Source organism: Planctomycetaceae bacterium (assembly GCA_041398785.1).
Classification (GTDB): domain Bacteria; phylum Planctomycetota; class Planctomycetia; order Planctomycetales; family Planctomycetaceae; genus JAWKUA01.
This window is the reverse complement of the sequence record JAWKUA010000003.1, coordinates 230,636-250,714: the sequence shown is the minus strand read 5'-3', so window position 1 is coordinate 250,714 and position 20,079 is coordinate 230,636. Positions and strand designations below refer to the sequence as shown.

Below are 20,079 nucleotides of genomic sequence, written 5' to 3'. Positions count from 1 at the left end.
GGAGTTCACATGAAACAGCTTCGCAGCGGAGGCGGCTGGAAGGCCGTCGGTTACAGCATCAGGCTGGCCGGTCGTGTCGGCTGGTGGAAGATGTGGAAAGCAATGCGATCGAAGAACGCCTGCAAGACCTGCGCGGTCGGCATGGGCGGGCAGCTTGGAGGAATGGTCAACGAAGGCGGCTACTTTCCCGAAGTCTGCAAGAAGTCGTTTCAGGCAATGGCTTCCGATCTTCAGGGAGCCATTCCGTCATCGTTCTGGCAGCAGTACAGCGTGAGCCAATTGGCTTCGATGTCGTCACGGCAACTGGAATACTGCGGGCGAATCGTGGAACCGCTGCTGCTGGAATCCGGATCGAAACACTATCGGCCCGTCGGCTGGTCCGAAGCTCTGGACCGGATCGCCGCCGCGATGAAGTCCGCCGGACCGCAGCGAAGTTTTTTCTATGCCAGCGGGCGATCGTCCAACGAAGCCGGATTCCTGCTGCAGTTGATGTCGCGAGTGTTCGGGACGAACTACGTCAACAACTGCAGCTACTACTGTCATCAGGCCAGCGGAGTCGGGCTCGGTGCCAGCATCGGCACGGGAGCCGGCACCGTTCGGCTGGAAGACCTGCGCTCCGCCGATCTGTACATGCTGATTGGAGCGAATCCGTCATCGAACCATCCGCGGCTGATGAAGTCTCTGATGGAACTGCGCCGCCGGGGCGGAAAAGTGATTGTCGTAAATCCGGCGAAGGAACTCGGGCTGGTCAACTTCCGGGTTCCCAGCGATGTCCGCAGCCTGCTGTTCGGCAGCGAAATTGCCAGCACTTACGTTCAGCCGCACATCGGCGGCGACCTCGCGCTGCTGACGGGTGTGGCAAAGGAGATTCTGGAACAGCACGCGCACGATCGAAGGTTCATCGATCAGCACACCGAAGGCTTCGCAGAATTCGCGGCGATGGTCAGAGACACGTCGTGGGACGACATCGTTTCGGGCAGCGGAGTCAATCGCGAACAAATCGCAGACATCGCGGCTCAGTACGCCGCGTCCAAGAACGCTGTGATCGGCTGGTGCATGGGGATTACTCATCATCTGCACGGCACGCAAAACGTTCAGATGATCGCCAACGTCGCATTGCTGCGAGGCATGGTTGGTCGCCGCGCGCCGGAGTCATGCCGATTCGCGGACACAGCAACGTGCAGGGACTCGGTTCTGTCGGAGTGACTCCGGCTTTGAAAACGAAAGATGCTGGAACGCTTCGAGCAGAAACTGGGCATCGACGTTCCGACGAGTCCCGGCCTGGACACGATGGCCTGCATGGATGCCGCTCACCGCGGTGAGATGGATTTCGCGCTGTGCCTGGGAGGCAATCTGTTCGGAAGCAATCCCGACCACCGGTACGCGGCGGAAGCCATGAACCGCCTGACGACGCTGGTTCATCTGTCAACGACGCTGAACACCGGCCACGTGAACGGACTCGGCCAGGAAACATTGATTCTCCCTGTGCTGCCGCGTGACGAGGAACCGCAGCCGACGACGCAGGAATCGATGTTCAGCTACGTGCGGCTCAGCGAAGGTGGCCCGGCCAGGTTTGAGGGACCTCGCAGCGAAGTGTCGATCCTGGCCGCCGTGGCTGAACGTGTCTTTCCGTACGATGCGTCTCCAAACCAGTCGAAGCTTCGGGAGGCTGCGGCGGCTGGCGATCCGCATCAGCCAACGGAAGTCCAGCGTCTCAGCGGCGCGCCGGGGGCCTCGCCTTCCCACACGCAGCACACCGATGCGACGGGATCGGAGTCCCATCGTACGGGCCGAATCAATTTCGCGGAACTTCGCAGCCACGCCGCCATCCGTCAGCTCATCGGAGAACTCGTTCCCGGCTACGAACATATGCTGGGCATCGATGCCTCGAAGCAGGAATTCCACGTCACGGGTCGGGCCGTCGAGAATTACCACTTCCCGACAGCAACCGGCAAAGCGACGTTCCACGCCGTGCCTCTTCCCGATAACACCATCACGGAAAACGAACTGCGGCTGATGACCGTGCGTTCGGAAGGCCAGTTCAACAGCGTGGTCTACGACGACGAAGACGTCTACCGCGGTCAGGACCGCCGCAACGTGATCCTCATGAACGCCGCTGATCTGCAGCGATTGGGACTTCAGCCGGATCAGCAGGTGCGAATCACCAGCGCCGCCGGAGAACTTCGGCTGTTCCATGCCCGCCCCTTCGACATCCGAGCCGGCAACGCCTTGATGTACTACCCGGAAGCCAACGTCCTGGTGCCTCACCGAGTGGACCCGCAATCAAAGACCCCCGGTTTCAAGGGAGTCAGGATCCGGGTCGCCGCAGAAGCCGTCCGCAAATCGTAGCCGAGTTCCTCCGGGAACCGGCCCATTGGCGCGTTCACCGGGCGATAACTTTCGGGCTAAGCCACCGCAGGACATTAGCTGCCATTTCAGCAAAATCGATCCGTCACTCGCCGGCGTTTCCAGGCGATGCACACAAGCCCAACAGCGGCCGACGAAAACCATAACAGCGAATTTGGTTCGGGCACAGCCACGATCCCGTCGGCACGAATGCTGAAATCGTCAAAGAATGCCGAGGTGGCTCCAAGCGTGCCCGGCCGCTCTTCCAGGTGGAAGAATTGAAAACCCGCCGCTTGTGCGAACCGAGGATCCGACAGTGCTGCCACGAGATTGCCATCGTAGAATGTCTCAACCTGGTTACCGGTTCGCACAATTCCAAGACTGGACGCTGAAAGGCTTGTAATACCGCCGCCCGTCGGAATGAGCCCTTCAGGGAAGAAGAAATTCGCCAGCTTTTGATTCGCAAAATAGAAGACGTCGGCGGCAACCGAGCCGTCACCAAAGAACGCCAGAAGTCCTACGGAGCTTGTCGTTTGCTGCGGTTCGATACCGATGAACGCTTCGAAATCACCCGTCACTCGAAAACTCGTATTCACTCTGACCCCGGACGCCCCCGCGATGCCCGCCGACTTTGTTGTATTCGCCCGGCCGCCTGCAACCGTCAAATCCCAGCCCGAATTCGCGTCAACTACGAGCGACGGACTGAGCGAGGATGAGAAATCCTCGACAAATACAACATCCCCAAGCGCCAACTCAGTGGGGAAGAGTGCAAGAGCCACTACGGTGACGACGAGAATCCGTTTCATAATGGTCATATCTCTCCAGAGCAGGTTATTGGAGTCAGCTTCTTTTGGATCTCCGCGCCACGCGCGCATGTTGTATGGCGACCCTGTGGTCGGTCGAAGTCGCCGATCGACAGACTGCTGCGGTCGTTTGGCCGAAACGGAACGCATTCGGGCTACGCAGGTGGCGCATGGACGCTGTTCTGCCCGCTACTTGTTCTTTCCGTTCCCGTTGCCGTTGCCGTTGCCCGGACCGCTGTTGTCATCGCCGCCGCCGGTTGGGTCGAACACCGGGATCGCTCCCCAAAGCGCACTGCCGACAGTGATGTTGTCGGACGATCCGTCGATCAGGCTCACTCGATATGCCGAGTCAAAGCCGCCACGTTTCTTCTTGCCCTTCGTTGACGACCAGACCGCGTCATGGAATGTCACCGGATCAAACAGTTGCAGCCCGTCGGCCGGGCTCATGTCCAACTGAAGCATCATCCCCGCGCCAATGGCGTCCTGGAGTTCATCCCGAGTCGGCAGCCGCCAGACGCCGCCTTCGACGTCAACCGGGCCGTACAATGTGTCTGAAAATTCCTGATAAGTCAGGTACAGCCATTCTTCATCGCCTTCCGGATCCCAGTCCTCTTCGATAATGACAGTTGTTGCCATTGCCCAATCCCACGTGTAAAGAGGCGTGGCACGGCTGTAAACAGCATTGACTTCCTTGAAGTGATGGCCCCAGATCAGTCCGGTTTGCGTGCCGAGCAATCCCTGATCCACAGGCTGAAAGCGATCAACCTGCGCCAGGGCTGCTGGCTGGCTCAGAACGGTGAACACCGCAATGGCAGCGGCAATCAGAATCTGCGAAACACGTGTGCGTGAGGCGGGCATTGAGATCTCCGTGACCTGGTCGGAATGAGGGGTACATCTGCGACAGACATGCGGTGCCGCGGCTGACGAGTCCCCGCCGGGGCTGGCCGCCTGTCCTTCAGAACACTCTGTCACTCCGAATCCCGCAGAAATAGCCGATCGGTTCCCGGAAAAATCGTGAGTTTCCGGATTTTCGAGAGAATCATCGCTGCGATTGGCGGAACGGTGTCGAGTGCTGCGACCGGGTCAGTTTCGGAGAAACTGACCCACAGCCGTCGCCTGGTTTCTCCGAAACCTGGACGAGCATGCCTGTGCCGTGCTGCTGCCATCCGGCCACGAATCGGAATTCGACTTTAGCAAACACCGCTGTTCATTCAGGTTTGCAACCGTCACGGGGCCAGTTTTCGAGAAACTGACCGACGGGTTACAACTCACGTGTCCAGTGCGTGAACTCGTCAGCCGGGACGTGGCCGTGGATTCCGTTGTTGGCGATGTACCGACGCAGATGCTGAAACTGGCATTCGCTGCGGACCAGATGGTCGAAACTCTGATGCTTCCAGAATGCTCCGTTCAGATCCAAGAGGGTGTTGATCTGACGAGCCTGGAAGCGTTTCCAGCCGGCAATCTGCTGTGTGGCCAGTTCTTCGGTCCGGAACGCCGCCAGCAGGTGGATGTGATTAGGCATCACGCAGAAATCCGTCAACAGGTAGCGGTCACCGTCGAACTTCAGCAGGCTGTCCGAAACGATCGTCGCGACGTCCGGGCGACGGAGCAGGCACGCTCCGTGACAATCGTCGAGTCGTTCGTCAAAGCGATTGATGAGTTGCCATTTGATTCGCAATGAATGATTCAAAGGCAGGGCGCTCACCCGGGCACGCCAGTCCCCCTGGGGATTGATGCCATGAGATCTCAGGATGTCGTCTCGATCGGAAAGCCACTGGCGCACGACGGATTGCGGCATGGAATCTTCTGTTCGCCAGGTGATGAACACGACCGTGCCCGCCTGAGTCCAGTGCGGCAGGCGATTCCATCGAATGGAGAAGTCATCGTCGCGATCGAAGAACCGCAGGTCATCGGGAGTAAGTGGTGTGTTGGCCATGATCGGAGTGTAACAGCCGTCGCCAGGTTTCTCCGAAACCCGGTTGATCGCGCATTTGGGGAGCTGACGCCCAAAGATGTTGTTTGGGGAGCGGGTTGCCGGTGACCGCGGGTTTGGCTGAAGGGTACTGATCGTCACGCTGCGTCAGTTTCGGAGAAACTGACCGACGGATGACGATGTGCTGTCCAGCGTCCAGACCAGCAATTGGCGCTTGCCTTCGTGGACGCCTTCGAGGCCAAGATGGCGGCCATCGGGCGAGAACCGCAGTAGTCCGTGATTGAGTCGGCGCACAGGCAGGGAAAAGCAGGGGCGCCGTGTTGCGAAGTTCCACAGCGTGACAGAACTTCCGTCACACGTGGCAAGGGTCCGGCCGTCGGGTGAGATCGCCAGCGACACACCTGCGTCCGGAGATGCCACGAATCGATCGACTTCCGACCAGGTTGACGTGTCCCAAAGCGACACCGTGCCGTCGCTGTTGGATGTTGCCAGGAAAGCGCCGTCCGCCGACCAGGCCTGGGGAACGCCTCCGTACCGGTGCGGCAGCACCTGTCGCTGCCCGGTGACAATATCGACGATTTCGACACTGTAAGTCACTCCATCAGTGGACCCGGCAGCGACTCGTCGGTTGTCCGGTGCCCACGCCATGTGCCAGCCTGTCCGGCCGTTGAACAGGTCGCCGGAGTCCCAGCGGCCGGTTGCGTGATCGAAAAACCGCAGGTGGTGGTCGATCGCGGCTCCGACACGGCGCCCGTCAGGTGAAACGTAGACGCCGACAACTTCGCGGTAGCTTTCCCCAATGTCTGCCAGCAGTGTTGTATCGATGGGCCGATCTTCCTGCAGATCCCACGTCTGCAGCCGGCTGCCCGATTGCAGCAGCCAGCCGATGCGACCGTTTGACGAGATAGCGTCACGCCAGGAGCACGTGGCGACCAGCAGCTTGTCGTGAAGCGAAAGACGGTCGACATCAGCCAGGTGGATGCGCCGTGGCTCGGAGGGACTCAGTTCCTTCGTCGGCCAGCGAACGATTTGGCCGTGGCGATCGGACGTGACCAGCCAGCGTTCATCCTGCGTAACCCGGGCACACCACAGCGGGACGTGGTACTTGAACCGACGGGAGCTGATCAGAGCGGGTGGCTCAGAGTCCCAGTCAACGTTCCAGATGACGGCCCATCCGCCTCGATCTGCCGAGATCAGTTCGCCGGTCGGTGTGAAACTCAGCGATTCAATGCTGCTGTTGTGCGGCCCCGGCAGACTCAGCAATGGAGTATGACGCTTGGAATTCAGCGGCCACACCAAAATGTCCTGGCCAATACCGGCGGCCACGAAGCGCCCGGCGACATCCACTGCAACACTACTGACCATGCCGCCGGGATTTCGCCGACTGATAATGGCGGGATCGCCCACAGTGTCGGCGTCGAGCACAAAGAACCAGCCGCCGTCATTCACACCGGCCACGTGAGACGAACCGGGCACTGCAATCATCGCCTGGATATAGCCTCTCTGGCTGGCCTGCCACAGCATTTTTCGGGTCTTCAGGTCAAACGCACGGACACGGCTTTCCCGTCCGTTCCGCGTTTCGCGTCGTTCGGCGACGACCAGCCGGCGGTGATCGGGCAGCAGGTGAGCCGCGACAACCCACCAGCCGCACTGCACGGAATCCAATACTTCCCAGGTTTGTGTGTCCCGAATCTTCACCGTGCCGTCGTCGCTGGCGGACAGCGTGCGGGTTCCGTCGGGCGTGAATTCACTGAAGTTCACATCGGACGTGTGTTCCGACAGGTGCCTGACCGGCTGCCAGGTTGTTGTGTCCCACAGCCGCACGCCGTCGGAACCGCTGGTGGCCAGCAGCTTTCCGTCCGGTGACTGCGTAATGTGGAAAGCTTCGCCTGTGTGTTTCCCGAAGGGCTCCGGCGTTTCCTCGAGAATTCTCCACAGGTAGTGCCATGCGAAATCGCGCAGATCGGTTTCTGCTTCTGCCGGCACACAGTCGAGCAGCCGCCGGCGCATTCCCGTCCCATCGGTCCCCTGCCAGCTTTGCCAGGCGAGCTGCAGACTGGCGACGTAGCGATGGTTGCGAGTCGCGTCACGCTGCCGGTCAATCACCGCCTGCTGCTGTTGCCGAAGGTACTGTTCGACGATTCGCTGTGACCGTTCGTGCCAGGCGACAAATGCCACGACGCTGACGACAACGAACATGATCGCAGCGGCCAGGCCACCGATCACGAGCCGTCGGCGATGCCGGCGGCACCATTTCAGAAACCGGTCCGCCGTTGTGGGCGGGCGTGCCTGAATCGGTCGGTGTTCCAGAAACGCGCTCAGGTCGACTTCGAGTTCCGCCGCCGTCTGGTATCGGTCAGCCGCATCGAAGGACACAGCTTTCATCACGATTGTCTCAAGATCGCGCGAAACCAGAGGTTGTCGTTGCCGCAACGGCACAGGTTCTTCGTGTAACAGCTGCTGCAGCAGCTCCGGCTGTTCGACAGCGGACAGCATCGGTTCGTCGGCCAGCATCTCGTACAGCGTAGCTCCCAGGGAGTAGATGTCGGCTCTGTGGTCGACGCCCAGCCGGTTGCCGCGAACCTGCTCGGGACTCATATACCGCAGCGTGCCCAGCAAATGGCCGGATGCCGTGAGGGCCGGGTCGGATTCAACGCGAGCCAGGCCAAAATCAGTGACCCAGACCTTGCCGTCGGTATCCACAATCAGATTTGACGGTTTGATGTCTCGATGAATGACACCCTGAGAATGAGCGTGCTCAAGTGCCGCAGCCACCCGCGTTCCAATCAAAGCGACCCAAATCTGGCGCTGGTTGAAGTCGCCAGGCGGCCTTAGTGGCCCGGGGGCTTCATCACCGCTGACTGAAGCGGAATCTTTTTCGGGAACTCGATTCAGCCGCGCTGCAGGATTCATGACCGCATGAGAGCGCCGGCCAAACCATGTCTGGCGCGGCTGCGGCGCCTGACGGAATTCCGCCAACTGGGCCGGAAGCGGAGTTGTTCCGTGCGGCTGAGTGCCGCGGCACTCGGAAGTCCTGTCCGGCAGATCGGTTCGCAGCACGCGCGCGAGATTTGCTCCGTCAACAAAACGCATGGCGATAAAGTGCCGATCGTCGTGGGAGCCAATGCCGTACACGTCGACAATGTTGGGGTGACTTAGCTGAGCGGCGGCATAGGCTTCATTGCGAAACCGTCTCAGCCGCATTTGGTCGGAAAGTGATCCAAATGGAAGCACCTTCAGGGCCACTCGCCTTGCCAGAGAAACCTGTTCTGCTTCATATACGATTCCCATGCCGCCGCGGCCTAGTTCACGCAGCAGAAGGAAGTCGCCGAGCGTTGTGTATGCGGCAAGCCGTTCAACGCCGTCCGGGTTTGATGAACAGTTCCTCGCGAGATCAGTGGTCCGGATTTCGAGATTCGGCAGCCCGGTCATTGCACGCAGGCACGGCAACAGTTCGCGCAGCCGATCTTCATATTGCGGGTGAATTGCCAGCAGTTGGCTGACAAGAGAATCATCTCCGTCCGTTAGCGCGTCGGTCAGATCCTCGACCAGGTTCAACAGTTGAGGATCTTCCACGGGGATTTCGTCAGTCGTACTCATGCGTCGCCGTCGATTCCAGCCTTCTTCAGAATTGAACGCAAGCGATTCAACGCCCGGTAGTGGCGCGACTTTACGGTTCCCTCAGCCACACGCAGTACGGCAGCGGTGTCGGCTACGGATAGCTGCTCAACGTGACGAAGGATCAGCAGTTCGCGATCGTCATCAGCCAATTCCATGAGTCCGGCAGCGACAGCTCTAAGGGTTTCCCGGTGCGCCACCTGGTCCGCGGGTTCCGCAAGTGATCCGACAACACGAGTCGCCAGATCGGGTAGTGAATCCTCCGATATCGGCGGCACCGGCGTATCTTCCCGAACGATGCTGCGTTTCGATGCCGCCAGGTGGTGGCGATGGACGGCCGTCAGCCGCCGAGCGGCAAGCTGTCGCAGCCAGGGATAAAACGCGATCGGGCGGTCGCGCAGGTAGTCCGGAAGCCGCCGATGTGCCTCGGCCAGAGTCTCCTGAATCACATCAGACGGATCGACACGGCGAAGGAAGCGTCCATCGAGACGCGCGATGACCATTCTGCGTAACTGATCGCGATACCGGCCAAATAATCGTTCGACTGCGGAGGCGGACCCGTTGGCAGACCGACGCAGCAGGTCGTCTGTATCGCTGACACCGTGATTGGACATTCGCAATCGCGTCCGTGTGAGGACCAGTCAGGCACCCCGCATTCGCCCAATGTGCCTCGACGATCGTTCGGGGCAGTGATTCCCGTATGTGAGTATCGTTGCCGTGACTGTTCAGTCAATGCAACCCTGTCGATGGCCGAGGCCAGCCACCATGCGCTCTTGCAGAACGCGCGCGAAGGGATCTGACTTTGCGATTCGGAGAACAGTCTGCCGGCCGATACCACCCCGCCGTTGCGTCGGTTATCCCGGACTTGCGAAAGCACCGCGGGTACTTCCCGGACCACAAGACATGCTCCCGTGCATCGGCGACGTGATACGACTCCAATCGCGGACGCCAGGCTCGCGCGAACGGCCGGAGTCAGATTAGGGAGCGGATCAGGGCGGCGGCCATGCGTTTGGTTTCTGTCGCATTCAATGCCTGGTCTCTGTTGGCGTCGTAGGCCATGCAGCGTTGCACAAAGATCTCCGCCAGTTGTCCGGTTGTCGGCTGTTTGTTGCCCGATACATCGCCGTTCGCGTAGGCGTTGGCGACTTCGGGGCTATTCCGCCCCCGCATCTGTTGAAGTTCTTTGATGACCGCCAGGCCGACCTGCCGCAGTTCGTCCTTGTCGAGCAATTCGTTCTGATCACGATCGAACTGCTTCACGTTGCGGACGAACTGATCGACATCCGGAAGGCGATCACGGCGAGCGGCGATCGCGGCGTTCAGGGCGCCTCTGGTGATGGCGTCCTGCACGACGAGATTGTTTGCGGAGGCCGATAGTCCGAGATTCACCATCCTGCGATCGCCGGAGACGACTCCGCCAACCGTCATGCCGCCTCCGCTGATAACGCCGTTTTGCTGAGTCACACTGAACCCGATCTGTGCGGCGGATTCTTCAGCGCAGGCAGACAGCACGAACAACGTCGCGAACAACAACGCTTTTGAACGAAGCATGATGACGACTCCCTGTAACGACAGCGCCGGTGAGTTCCCTATGGCATCCATCAAACGAAAAACCCGCGAAAACGTCCAGAGGCATTCTATCCCAATACCGGCAGAATCGCGAAATCCGTCCGACGGACCGTGGCGGTGCTTCCGATCCCGCCACGATCACGCGGACTCACACGGTCAGTTCCACCGTCAGAAACTTCCAGGGCGTCGACTTGTATGCGGTCTGCAGCTGCTGCAGAGTTTTCCAGCGGATTCTGTGGTTGGGAGATTCAAATTCCGGAAACTCGGCCGGCAGGTTCGTCAACAGGTCGCGGCGAATCACCATCGCTCGCACCTTGCGAGTTCGAACTTCGCCGTCGCATTCGTTGGTCATGCAGATCACGTATTCCGCAGCCAGCACCGGATGACCGACATCGCGCTGAATCAGGCCAATTGCGAACTGTTCGGACAGTTCATTCAGGACCGCATTGAGGTAGTACCAGCAATCCTGTTGCGGGATCGGCACGATCGGATCTTCGGCGGTCGTCTGCTGAGCCAGCCGGATGAGTTGGTCGGTGGCGACCTTGTTGAGGAACACGTCGGAACAGGATTTTTCCGACAGCGTGCGAATCCGCAGCGTACCGTCGCGAATGCTGTTCAGTGAGAAGTTGATGCGGTCAAAGAACTCCCGCTTCTTCCAGTCGCGCGCCGCGCGGCGGCGGGCGATAAGCCAGCCCAGCGCCGTAAACGCACCAGCCGTGACGAACTTGACCCAGTGTTCGTCGATCATCTCGCTGACAGCGCGGATAAAGTCGTCCATGAAATCGGGTACTCGATACGTTGTGAAGGGAATCGGCAGCGACGTTTGATGACAACTCGCGCCGGTCAGCACGGCCGGATTGTATTCGAATTCGCAGATCTTCACTCCCGAAATCGGGTGCAGCACCGGCCGCGGATTCCGGCTGCTTCGGTCGAAAATCCCACCCATCGCTGGCATACTGTCGCAGAGTTCGCCGGGCTGACCGGCGATTCAACATGAACACCACATCGACGCGGGAGAATGCAGATGTCCCTGGCAACTGAATCCGGAACAGCAACGGCACCAGGAATCCGACAGACCGGAATTCTGATCGGCGACGAATTCCGCTCGTCCGTCAGCGGCAAAACATTTGAAACGATCAACCCGGCAACCGAGGAAGTCATCTGCGAAGTGGCGGAAGGAGACGCGGAAGACATTGATCTGGCGGTTCACGCCGCCCGCTCCGCGTTCGAAACCGGCCCGTGGTCACGAATGGACGCTCGCGACCGAGGCCGCCTGATGTACAAGCTGGCCGAGCTGGTCGAAAAGAACCTGGAAGAACTTGCCGCTCTGGAGACTCTGGACAACGGGAAACCGATCGGTGATTCACGAGCGGCCGATCTGCCGCTGGTGATCGATTGTCTGCGGTACTACGCCGGCTGGGCCGACAAGGTTCATGGCGACACGATTCCCGTCCGCGGCGACTATTTTTGTTACACGCGGCGAGAACCGATCGGTGTCTGCGGTCAGATCATTCCGTGGAACTTCCCGCTGCTGATGGCCGCGTGGAAATGGGGACCGGCGCTGGCCACGGGCAATACCATCGTCATGAAACCCGCCGAACAGACTCCGCTGACCTGCCTGCGGCTGGCCGAACTGGCTCTGGAAGCCGGGTTCCCGCCGGGAGTCATCAACGTGGTTCCCGGTTATGGACCGACCGCCGGTGCCGCTCTGGTGAAGCACCCGCAGGTCGACAAGATCGCGTTCACGGGCGAAGGAGCCACCGCTCAAATCATCATGAAGGATGCCGCTCAGACACTGAAGCGCCTGTCCTTCGAATTGGGCGGCAAGAGTCCCAACATTGTGTTTGCTGATTCCGATCTGGACGCCGCGATCGCGGGAGCAGAATTCGGACTGTTCTTCAATCAGGGGCAATGCTGCTGCGCGGGCAGCCGGCTGTTCATTGAAGAGTCGGTACACGATGAATTCGTCGAGAAGGTCGTCGCGCGGGCTCGCCAGCGCGTGCTGGGGAACCCCTTCGACAGCGAAACGACTCAGGGCCCGCAGGTCGACCAGGCTCAGATGGACAAGATTCTGGACTTCATCGATCGCGGCAATAAGCAGGGAGCCAAATGCGTCGCCGGCGGCCGGCGAATTCACGGCCCCGGCTACTTTGTGGAACCCACCGTCTTTACGGACGTGACCGACGACATGGATATCGCGAAGCACGAGATCTTCGGTCCGGTCATGTATATCCTGAAGTTCAAGGACGTCGGCGAAGTGATCGACCGGGCGAATAACACGTTCTATGGTCTGGCGGCCGCCGTCTGGACTCGCGACGTCACAAAGGCTCACCGCATCGCCGCCGCTGTTCGAGCCGGTACGGTCTGGGTGAACTGCTACGACGTCTTCGACGCGGGAGCACCATTCGGCGGTTTCAAGATGAGCGGCATCGGCCGCGAACTCGGCCAGGCGGGACTCGCCAACTACACCGAACTGAAAACGGTCACAATGAGCCTCGGTGGTTGAGCACTTCCGACCGACAGCTTCGGCAACTCCGACACCCAGCGCGCACCGACGGGCGACGTCGCCAAGTCTGCGATGTGCTGCGCTGATTGCACCCGGCCCGGATTATTCACGAGATCAGCAATTCCTGACGTAAAGCGTCCTGGAAACGGATGTGGTCTCGAATCGGCAAGAAGCACACTGTACGACGGGACTCCGAACCCGTCGCTGCAATTCGACGGGATCGGAGTCACGTCGTACAAGCCCGTGAATAATCCGCGTCAACTGAGGACGCCGAACGCCTTGACGCCGCGTTGAACACGATTCCCGCCGCGAGCCGCACGGTGCGGCGGGAGCGCGTGGTTTGCGCCCGTCGGTCCACCAATACACGGGGTATTCGCTGCAAATCCGATTTTTTGGCCAGACGAACCATTTTGGTGAAAATTCAGTGACCCATCCGGTCGCCGTGCCGTTTCCTGATCAAGAACTGTGATTCAAATCGTGTCCCTGAACCGGCGGAACGCAGATGATCCGGCTCACTGAAATCACCCAGCACTATGGCGTGCGCCCGGTGCTGCGAAAGCTGGACTTGGAAATTCGCGGACCGGGTGTCACTGCGATCGTTGGGCCCAACGGCATGGGCAAGACGACACTGCTGTCAGTGATAGCCGGAGTTCTGTCGCCGCAGAAGGGTACCGTCGAAGTGGACGGAATGGTTCGCCGTTCCACCGTCGAGAATGAACTTGAGATCCGGCGACGTGCCGTATTCCTGCCAGACCGTCCGTGGCTGCCGAAACATCGCACTGGACGGGAGTTCCTGCTGAGCGTCGGGGCGATCTACGGTATCGCCGTGGACCGACTCTTCGCGCATGCCGACGGCCTGTTCCAGTTGTTCAACCTGTCTCGCGAGTCCGACTGGCCGATTCGCTCATATTCGAATGGGCAACAAAAGAAGCTGGCGCTCGCCTCGGCCATTATCACGGATGCTCGCATTCTTTTGCTGGACGAACCATTTGGCGGCGGCCTGGACCCTGCCGGAATTCTGGCGTTGAAGCACGTCCTGCGGCGGCTTGCGCGGGAACACGACTATCTGGTTGTGCTGACGGCTCCCGCGCCCGAAATCATCCAGGATCTCGCCGACAACTTCGTAGTCGTCCGCGACGGTCATGTTGTCGCCCATGAGTCGCTCGACGGGCTCCGGCGATTAACGGGAATCGGCGGACCACTCAGCGACGTCCTGGCGTCGCTCACCAGCCCTGAAACTCTGGAAAACGTCGACCACTACTTCAGCAGAGTCTCGCAATGAGAATACAGATCATGTCCGGGATGCGACAGGTTTTTCCGCCACCGGTCTTTGCACTGACGGCTGCTGTTGTGCTGCTGAGCATGGAAGTCACCTGGGCAGCGATCAGCAGTATCGACGGCCCCGGTGAAGCGGCAGACTCCGCACTGCTTGCCAGAGATTTTGGCATTGTCGGCCTGATGCTTATTTACGGAATGCACCGTGTGCTGTCCTTTCACCCGCTGTTCAATTCTGAATACCTGAAATGGCTGAAGAATTCTCCATGGAAACGCGGGATGCCTTTGCCGATCGGAGCGGTCCATCCGCTGTGGGCGGACGCAGTCGTCATTGGAGTTCTGGCCTCACTGCTGACGGACTCCCGTACATTGTTCGATCCGAGCCTCAAGCGGCCGGACGCGATCAGTGCGATTCTGACATGCCTGCTATCGCACGGGACAACTGTCGCAATCATTGTCTGGCTGACTCGACCACGACCGCCGGCCTGGATATCGCTTTTCCTGCTGGCGGCAGGAATTCAACTCAGTGCGTGGTTTCCCGCCACGGCCGTGCCGTGCCTGTTGGCTGGATGGCTCGTGGCTCTCGCGGGACTCAGCAGTAGCTGGAAGTTATTTCCGTGGGACGAGACAACGGTTTGGGGAAGCCGAATCAAGACGCGTTGGACATCGATGAAGACTCGATCCGGCGGAACGATTGACGATCAGTCGTCGCCTGAAAAGCTTCCGCCGTCAGAATTGGGCTGGCCTTTCAGCTCGCTTTCGCCCTGGGTACCGACGCGATCGATCAGCACCGGCGAACGGATGATGACTTCCGCTATGGCAGGATGGTGGCTTCATGCGTTCCTGATACATGTCCGAGACGAAAGCGTTCTTCAGGGCGCAACCATCATGTTGCTGATCTATGGCACGATGTTTCTGATGGCGTTCCGGATTGCGCTTGTCGGCGGAAATCACGCTTCGCCAATCAACCCTCTCGGCAGGCTGCTGACGCTGCGCTGGATTATTCCCGGATACGATCAGATTATCGTGGCGCCGATCCTTGTCGGCGTGGTACCGCTGGTCCTGATGCTGGCTGGCAGGCTGTGGTTTCCCGTTCCGTTGCATATCCTGACGCCGGTCGCGGCAGTGCTGACACTCTGGACGTTTCTGCTCGTTGGGCCGGACCCAAACAACTGGAAGCTGACGGCACCCGCACGAGTCTTTGCGGGCAAGCCAAACACAAAATCCTTCGACCAACTCACGTAGTTGCCTCAGCCGTTGTTCTGGTCGGCGGGCGGTTCGGAAGCGGTTGATGCCGAAGGTTCTTCCGGCGCGTTGTCGGGCTTTGCGCCGGGGCGGGGGCCGAGGATTTTTTCCACTTCGCTGCGTTCGAGGTTTTCGTGTTTGAGCAGCGCCTCGGCCAGCGCATCGAGCTGTTCGCGATGCTGCGACAGCATCTCGATGGCCGTTGAATTTACTTCGTGCATGATCCGCTGCACTTCCATGTCGATGATGCGAGCGGTCTCTTCACTGAATTCACGGTAGCTGTGCATTTCCTTGCCAAGGAACGGATGTTCTTCCGACTGCTTGAACGAAACCGGACCGACCTTTTCGGACATGCCCCAGCTTGCCACCATGCGCCGCGCGAGTTTCGTGGCGCGTTCGATGTCGTCTTCGGCTCCGGCGGAATACTGATTGAACACCAGTTTCTCAGCCGCCCGGCCGCCCATCATCATCACCAGTCGCAGCCGAAGATTGTCTTCCGCGACGTTGTGGATTTCCTTTTCGGGCATCAACTGCGTCACACCGAGTGCGCGGCCGCGCGGGATGATGGACACCTTGTGGACCGGATCCATGCCTTCCTGATACCACGCCAGAACCGCGTGACCGGCTTCATGCCAGGCGGTCAGCCGTTTTTCTTCGTCGTCCATCACTTCATCGCGGCGCGCGCCCATCAGCACGAGATCCTGGGCGAACAGAAAGTCCTCCATCTCGACGCGCTTCTTGTTTTCACGGGCCGCATGAATCGCCGCTTCGTTGACGAGCTTCTGCAGTTCGGCGCCGGAGTAGCCCATCGTTGTCTGAGCGAGGTCTTCCAGGCTGACATTGTCGGCCAGCGGGACTTTGCGAACATGAACCTTCAGGATTCCCAGGCGGCCGTCTCTGGCAGGACGATCCACAGTGACATGCCGATCAAAACGCCCGGGCCGCAGCAAAGCGGGGTCGAGCACGTCGTGACGATTCGTTGCCGCAAGGACGATCACGGTTTCCGACTGGCTGAACCCGTCCATCTCGCTGAGAATCTGGTTCAGTGTCTGTTCGCGTTCGTCATGGCCTCCGCCGACACCGGCGCCGCGAACGCGTCCTACCGCGTCGATTTCGTCGATAAAGATAATGCACGGAGCGGACTCGCGAGCGGTCTTGAACAGATCCCGGACGCGCGTCGCACCAACGCCGACGAACATCTGAATGAACTCTGATCCGTTGATCGAAAAGAAGGGGACTCCAGCTTCGCCCGCGGTCGCGCGTGCCAGCAGAGTCTTGCCTGTGCCGGGCGGCCCGACCAGCAGAACTCCCTTGGGAATCCGGGCACCCAGTTTCAGAAACCGGTCCGGCGACTTCAGAAACTCGACAACTTCCTGCAGATCCTGCTTGGCCGTCTTCAGTCCCGCCACATCGTCGTACGTGACTGCTCCTTCTTCCTTTTCGAACCGCCGGGCAGGACTGCGAATGAAGCTGCCCATCATGCCGCCGCCGCTGAACGGATCAGCGGTGCGGCGCATCATGATGAACATAAACAGCAGCAACAGCAGCGGCACTGAAAACCAAATCAAAAGTTCGCTGCCCGGTCCCAGCGACGTGCGTTCGGCGCTCAGACTGGTGAGTCCGTGCTTTTTCAGTTCAGCGGCCAGCTCGCGGTCTTCGGCATACGGCGGCAGCAGCACCGTATTGAATTCCTTCTTCAGAGTGCCGGTCAGACCTTCGGGCTTTGACTGCGGAACAGTCTTCCATTCACCCGTCAGAATTTCTCCGTGAAACTGCACGGACTTGACGTTGTCCTTCAGCAGTTCGTTCCAGAAGAATCCGTACGGGACCTGCGTTCCGTGGCTTCCCGGGGCGCTGAAGATGTAGTAGCCGCCCAGCAGCAGCAGGACGATAAAGACCAGCGTCATCGGTCCGAACGGACCGCGACCCGGCTTTTCGGAAGCATCCGGAGCGGCTCCGGGTCTGCGTTTCTTTGGTGGCCCGGCGGACGGACGCTCCCTATCCTCGGTCATACTCGCTGCAATCCGGCTGTCGCCGTCGCTGTTCGGACAGAATGAAGGAGCGAGACGCTACCTCCGCATGCACCAGAGAACCGAACACCGCAGGGCTGCTTCCGTTAGGACCTGACCCGGTTTGGCTGGCCTCTCCACAATTGGAGGCAGCGTCCCGCTCCTTGAAGGACGGCTGCTTTCAGAACCCGGATTATCGACAGCGAAGGCGGGAAGGCAAGGCGGTCGGGGGGTGGAAACGAGAAACGCCCGCGAATGCGTGCAGAATCATTGCTCGTCCTTCCGCGATTCCACGATCCAGCCCGGCCTGGGAATTGCCGGGTGGCGAGCAATCAACATCAGCACCCCGACGGAGATCAGCAACACCGGCACCTCCGCATTGAAGGTGATCCGGCCGGTCTGTCGCAGTACCGACAGAATGCTTGTCACCAGAAAGAAGCCGCCGATGACCAGCGTGCCCTTGTCGAACCCGACCGACACAAAAGTCATGACGCCAATTAACGCCAGGGCCAGAGTCCACACCCAGTCGATTTCCGGAGCGATGCCCAACACGGACAACAGCCATCCGGTTCCAGTCACGATCAGCAGCAGGGGAACGGCAAGCGTCCTGTGATTTGGGCTCACAGTGGCTTCAATCCATAAAGATCCGCTGGTAGTTATCGAAGATCACGTCCAGAAGATCGCGACCCGATTCCGTGGCGGCATAGCGCACGTAGCCTTCACCGGCCTGTGTCTGTTCCTGCACGATGCGAACATTATCCGCTTCGCTGTACATCCACGCTTCCTGCTGCAGCAGTCCAAACACCGAGTGCAGGGCGGTTTCGTCGGCGGGAATAAAGACTTCGCCGTCCAGGAACAACTGATAGGCGTACTCCTCCAGCTTCGGCCACGGCAAATCGGAATCGCTGCCCCGATAGTACGGTTCCAGAACGGAATGTTCATCCGGCTTCACATTGGGATTGTGAAGCATGTCGATGGCGTTCCAGGGACAGATCGTCAGCGTATACAGGTCGTTGCTGTCACTGGGCGACCGATAACACATCTGGCAGCCGATGCAGCGAGTGGTATCGATCTGGTGGTAGCTCTGAGACGGAACGGGACTGACGACTTCGTAAATGCAGTCGACCGGACACACGGAAGCGCAGGATTCGCACGACGTGCAGTTGTCCTTGTTGATCACGTTCAGGTAGCGGGTTTCCTTCTTCCGATCGGCTTTGCGAGTTCGAAAGTATTCTGTCGCTGAAATGGTCATCGAAGTACCTGCGTGAGAATGCTAATGCCAGCCGTGAGCCGCACTATGGTACATCGGTCACCGGCCGGGCGCAAGATCAGCGCCGGTGAAACTTACGACGATTCCGCGTTCGGGACTACCGCCCGTCGCGGCGAACGCGGGAATTGCGACTATTGTCGCGGCCTTTCCTGCCAGTGAGAATCACAGGGACTCCAAAGTGATCATTCGATGGCGGCAACTTCGTTGATCGACTTGTAAATTTCTCCGTGATATGCGGGATCGATATCCGCCAGCATTTTCTGCAGCCACTGGTCAACGTCAGCGGGATTGTGAGCCCGATAGAACCAGTAGCGAACCAGCAGCATCCCGGCGCGTTCCCGGGGGGTTGCCGACGCCACAACGTCGTAGAAGCCAACGTCCCCGGTCTGTAATTCGACAAACAGCCTGCGAAGGCCAATGTTCGAAGATTCCAGGATGAGTTGTTCCGCTTCCTGATGTGCCGGCTGGCTACCTGATCGCAGGTTCCCCAACTGCAGCAGATAAATGAATTTCACCAGCTCCGCCAGCTTCATCAGGGCATCGTCGCGGCCGGTCCGTTCAGAATCGATCAGTTCAATCAGCTCCACAAGGTAACGGCTGTAGGTCCGAACGGTACTGTCATCCAGCCGGCTGCCATTGGCGCCTTTCTCGCGTACCAGCCGGCTGTACCTCATCAGTCGCTCATCAACAAGGACTTTCTCGTCAGCCGTCACTTCGCGCGGCTGATAGCCAATCAGCGGAACGGTGGAGTTCTCGCGTGCCTCGAAATCCAGTTTTCGGTTGATCTTCTCGATCGCTGGCAGAGTCGACTGAACAAATCGCAGTCGGTTCTCCATTGCGTCGATCTTCGAAGTCATTTCTTCCGGACTCAGCGCTTTGCCGACCTCCGTCGACTTTCCCCCGAACAATTCAGGGTTCGGGCTCCGGAAATAGCCGCTGGACATCCAGCCGAGAGCAAACACCGCGGCAAGCCCAAGTGACAGGATGACTGCGGTGGCCCGGCGACTTCTCAGAAACCGGGGAGTCACATCGAGCGTCGCCGACGCACCTCGTTCTTCGGACTCCGATGACGCCGTCTTATGCGTCGTGGGTGCTGAACGCTGCCGTCTGCCGGGAGAAGGATGCAATTCGCGAGAATCGCCGTGCATCATCAGCAGCATGCCCAGCGGAGTCCACGAGTCTCCGTCGTCCGGAGTGCATTTCGAAGCGTCGTCGATCAGCCCGTCTGCCTTGCGCAGCCGGAGCTGCTCCAGCGTGTATTGCTTCGACAATCCCTGCACCGTCTGAATTCGGTACTTGCACTCGGCCATCACGAAGGTCTCATTACCTCAACACCACGTCCAACAGGTCCGGTCGTGGAAGACAGCCGTCGCCCGTCCGAGGGCCAGCCTCTGTCAGGAGGCGGCCAACGTGGAGATGCCTCTTCGGTCGGACTACGTCAGCCTGACTCAACTTCGCGCGGGATAGCGGCTCTGTGTTCAGAAATTGTTAAGACGAGCAGAATC

Annotated in this window: 16 protein-coding genes; 5 read left to right on the top strand and 11 right to left on the bottom strand. The window is 59.6% G+C overall.

Annotated features, from left to right (window positions below; all coding sequences use genetic code 11):
- Positions 1-9: 9 nt before the first annotated feature.
- Together R3C19_04960 and R3C19_04955 are read left to right on the top strand one after the other, a co-directional pair.
- Positions 10-1,206, top strand: a complete 1,197-nt coding sequence (locus R3C19_04960; protein ID MEZ6059693.1) for a molybdopterin-dependent oxidoreductase — start codon at positions 10-12, stop codon at positions 1,204-1,206.
- 21 nt (positions 1,207-1,227) lie between these two features.
- Positions 1,228-2,349, top strand: coding sequence for a molybdopterin dinucleotide binding domain-containing protein (locus R3C19_04955; GenBank protein MEZ6059692.1), 1,122 nt, complete (start codon positions 1,228-1,230; stop codon positions 2,347-2,349).
- A gap of 86 nt (positions 2,350-2,435) precedes the next feature.
- On the opposite strand, the gene R3C19_04950 is transcribed toward R3C19_04955, so the two are convergent.
- From R3C19_04950 to R3C19_04920, 7 genes are all read right to left on the bottom strand, one after another.
- Positions 2,436-3,221, bottom strand: coding sequence for a hypothetical protein (locus R3C19_04950; protein ID MEZ6059691.1), 786 nt, complete (start codon positions 3,219-3,221; stop codon positions 2,436-2,438).
- Between the two features lie 117 nt (positions 3,222-3,338).
- Positions 3,339-4,007 carry a hypothetical protein gene (locus R3C19_04945; protein MEZ6059690.1) on the bottom strand — a complete coding sequence of 223 codons (669 nt, stop codon included), beginning with the start codon at positions 4,005-4,007 and terminating at the stop codon, positions 3,339-3,341.
- Positions 4,008-4,410: 403 nt separating this feature from the next.
- Positions 4,411-5,085 carry a transposase gene (locus R3C19_04940; GenBank protein ID MEZ6059689.1) on the bottom strand — a complete coding sequence of 225 codons (675 nt, stop codon included), beginning with the start codon at positions 5,083-5,085 and terminating at the stop codon, positions 4,411-4,413.
- 144 nt (positions 5,086-5,229) lie between these two features.
- Positions 5,230-8,682 (bottom strand): serine/threonine-protein kinase, encoded by a 3,453-nt coding sequence (locus R3C19_04935; protein ID MEZ6059688.1) that lies wholly within the window; start codon positions 8,680-8,682, stop codon positions 5,230-5,232.
- Positions 8,679-9,314 carry a sigma-70 family RNA polymerase sigma factor gene (locus R3C19_04930; protein ID MEZ6059687.1) on the bottom strand — a complete coding sequence of 212 codons (636 nt, stop codon included), beginning with the start codon at positions 9,312-9,314 and terminating at the stop codon, positions 8,679-8,681. Before R3C19_04930 ends, R3C19_04935 begins: the two co-directional genes overlap by 4 nt.
- 358 nt (positions 9,315-9,672) lie before the next feature.
- Positions 9,673-10,251, bottom strand: coding sequence for a hypothetical protein (locus tag R3C19_04925; protein ID MEZ6059686.1), 579 nt, complete (start codon positions 10,249-10,251; stop codon positions 9,673-9,675).
- Positions 10,252-10,417: 166 nt separating this feature from the next.
- Positions 10,418-11,173, bottom strand: a complete 756-nt coding sequence (locus tag R3C19_04920; GenBank protein MEZ6059685.1) for a hypothetical protein — start codon at positions 11,171-11,173, stop codon at positions 10,418-10,420.
- Between the two features lie 120 nt (positions 11,174-11,293).
- On the opposite strand from R3C19_04920, the gene R3C19_04915 reads away from it, so the two are divergent.
- The 3 genes from R3C19_04915 (at position 11,294) to R3C19_04905 (ending at position 15,295) form a co-directional block, all read left to right on the top strand.
- Positions 11,294-12,775: an aldehyde dehydrogenase family protein gene (locus R3C19_04915; protein ID MEZ6059684.1), complete on the top strand. Its 1,482-nt coding sequence runs from the start codon at positions 11,294-11,296 to the stop codon at positions 12,773-12,775.
- Positions 12,776-13,277: 502 nt separating this feature from the next.
- The gene (locus R3C19_04910) at positions 13,278-14,057 is read left to right on the top strand and encodes an ABC transporter ATP-binding protein (GenBank protein ID MEZ6059683.1); all 780 of its coding nucleotides are present in this window, start codon (positions 13,278-13,280) and stop codon (positions 14,055-14,057) included.
- The gene (locus tag R3C19_04905) at positions 14,054-15,295 is read left to right on the top strand and encodes a hypothetical protein (GenBank protein MEZ6059682.1); all 1,242 of its coding nucleotides are present in this window, start codon (positions 14,054-14,056) and stop codon (positions 15,293-15,295) included. Before R3C19_04910 ends, R3C19_04905 begins: the two co-directional genes overlap by 4 nt.
- Positions 15,296-15,300: 5 nt before the next feature.
- Here the strand turns inward: R3C19_04905 and ftsH are convergent, their stop codons facing one another.
- From ftsH to R3C19_04885, 4 genes are all read right to left on the bottom strand, one after another.
- On the bottom strand, positions 15,301-17,307 hold the full coding sequence (ftsH, locus tag R3C19_04900) for an ATP-dependent zinc metalloprotease FtsH (protein ID MEZ6059681.1): 2,007 nt from the start codon (positions 17,305-17,307) through the stop codon (positions 15,301-15,303).
- A gap of 264 nt (positions 17,308-17,571) precedes the next feature.
- On the bottom strand, positions 17,572-17,928 hold the full coding sequence (locus tag R3C19_04895; protein ID MEZ6059680.1) for a hypothetical protein: 357 nt from the start codon (positions 17,926-17,928) through the stop codon (positions 17,572-17,574).
- A gap of 7 nt (positions 17,929-17,935) precedes the next feature.
- The gene (locus R3C19_04890; protein MEZ6059679.1) at positions 17,936-18,556 is read right to left on the bottom strand and encodes a 4Fe-4S binding protein; all 621 of its coding nucleotides are present in this window, start codon (positions 18,554-18,556) and stop codon (positions 17,936-17,938) included.
- Between the two features lie 200 nt (positions 18,557-18,756).
- Complete coding sequence (locus R3C19_04885) at positions 18,757-19,884, bottom strand: hypothetical protein (protein MEZ6059678.1); 1,128 nt, start codon at positions 19,882-19,884, stop codon at positions 18,757-18,759.
- Positions 19,885-20,079: the final 195 nt, after the last annotated feature.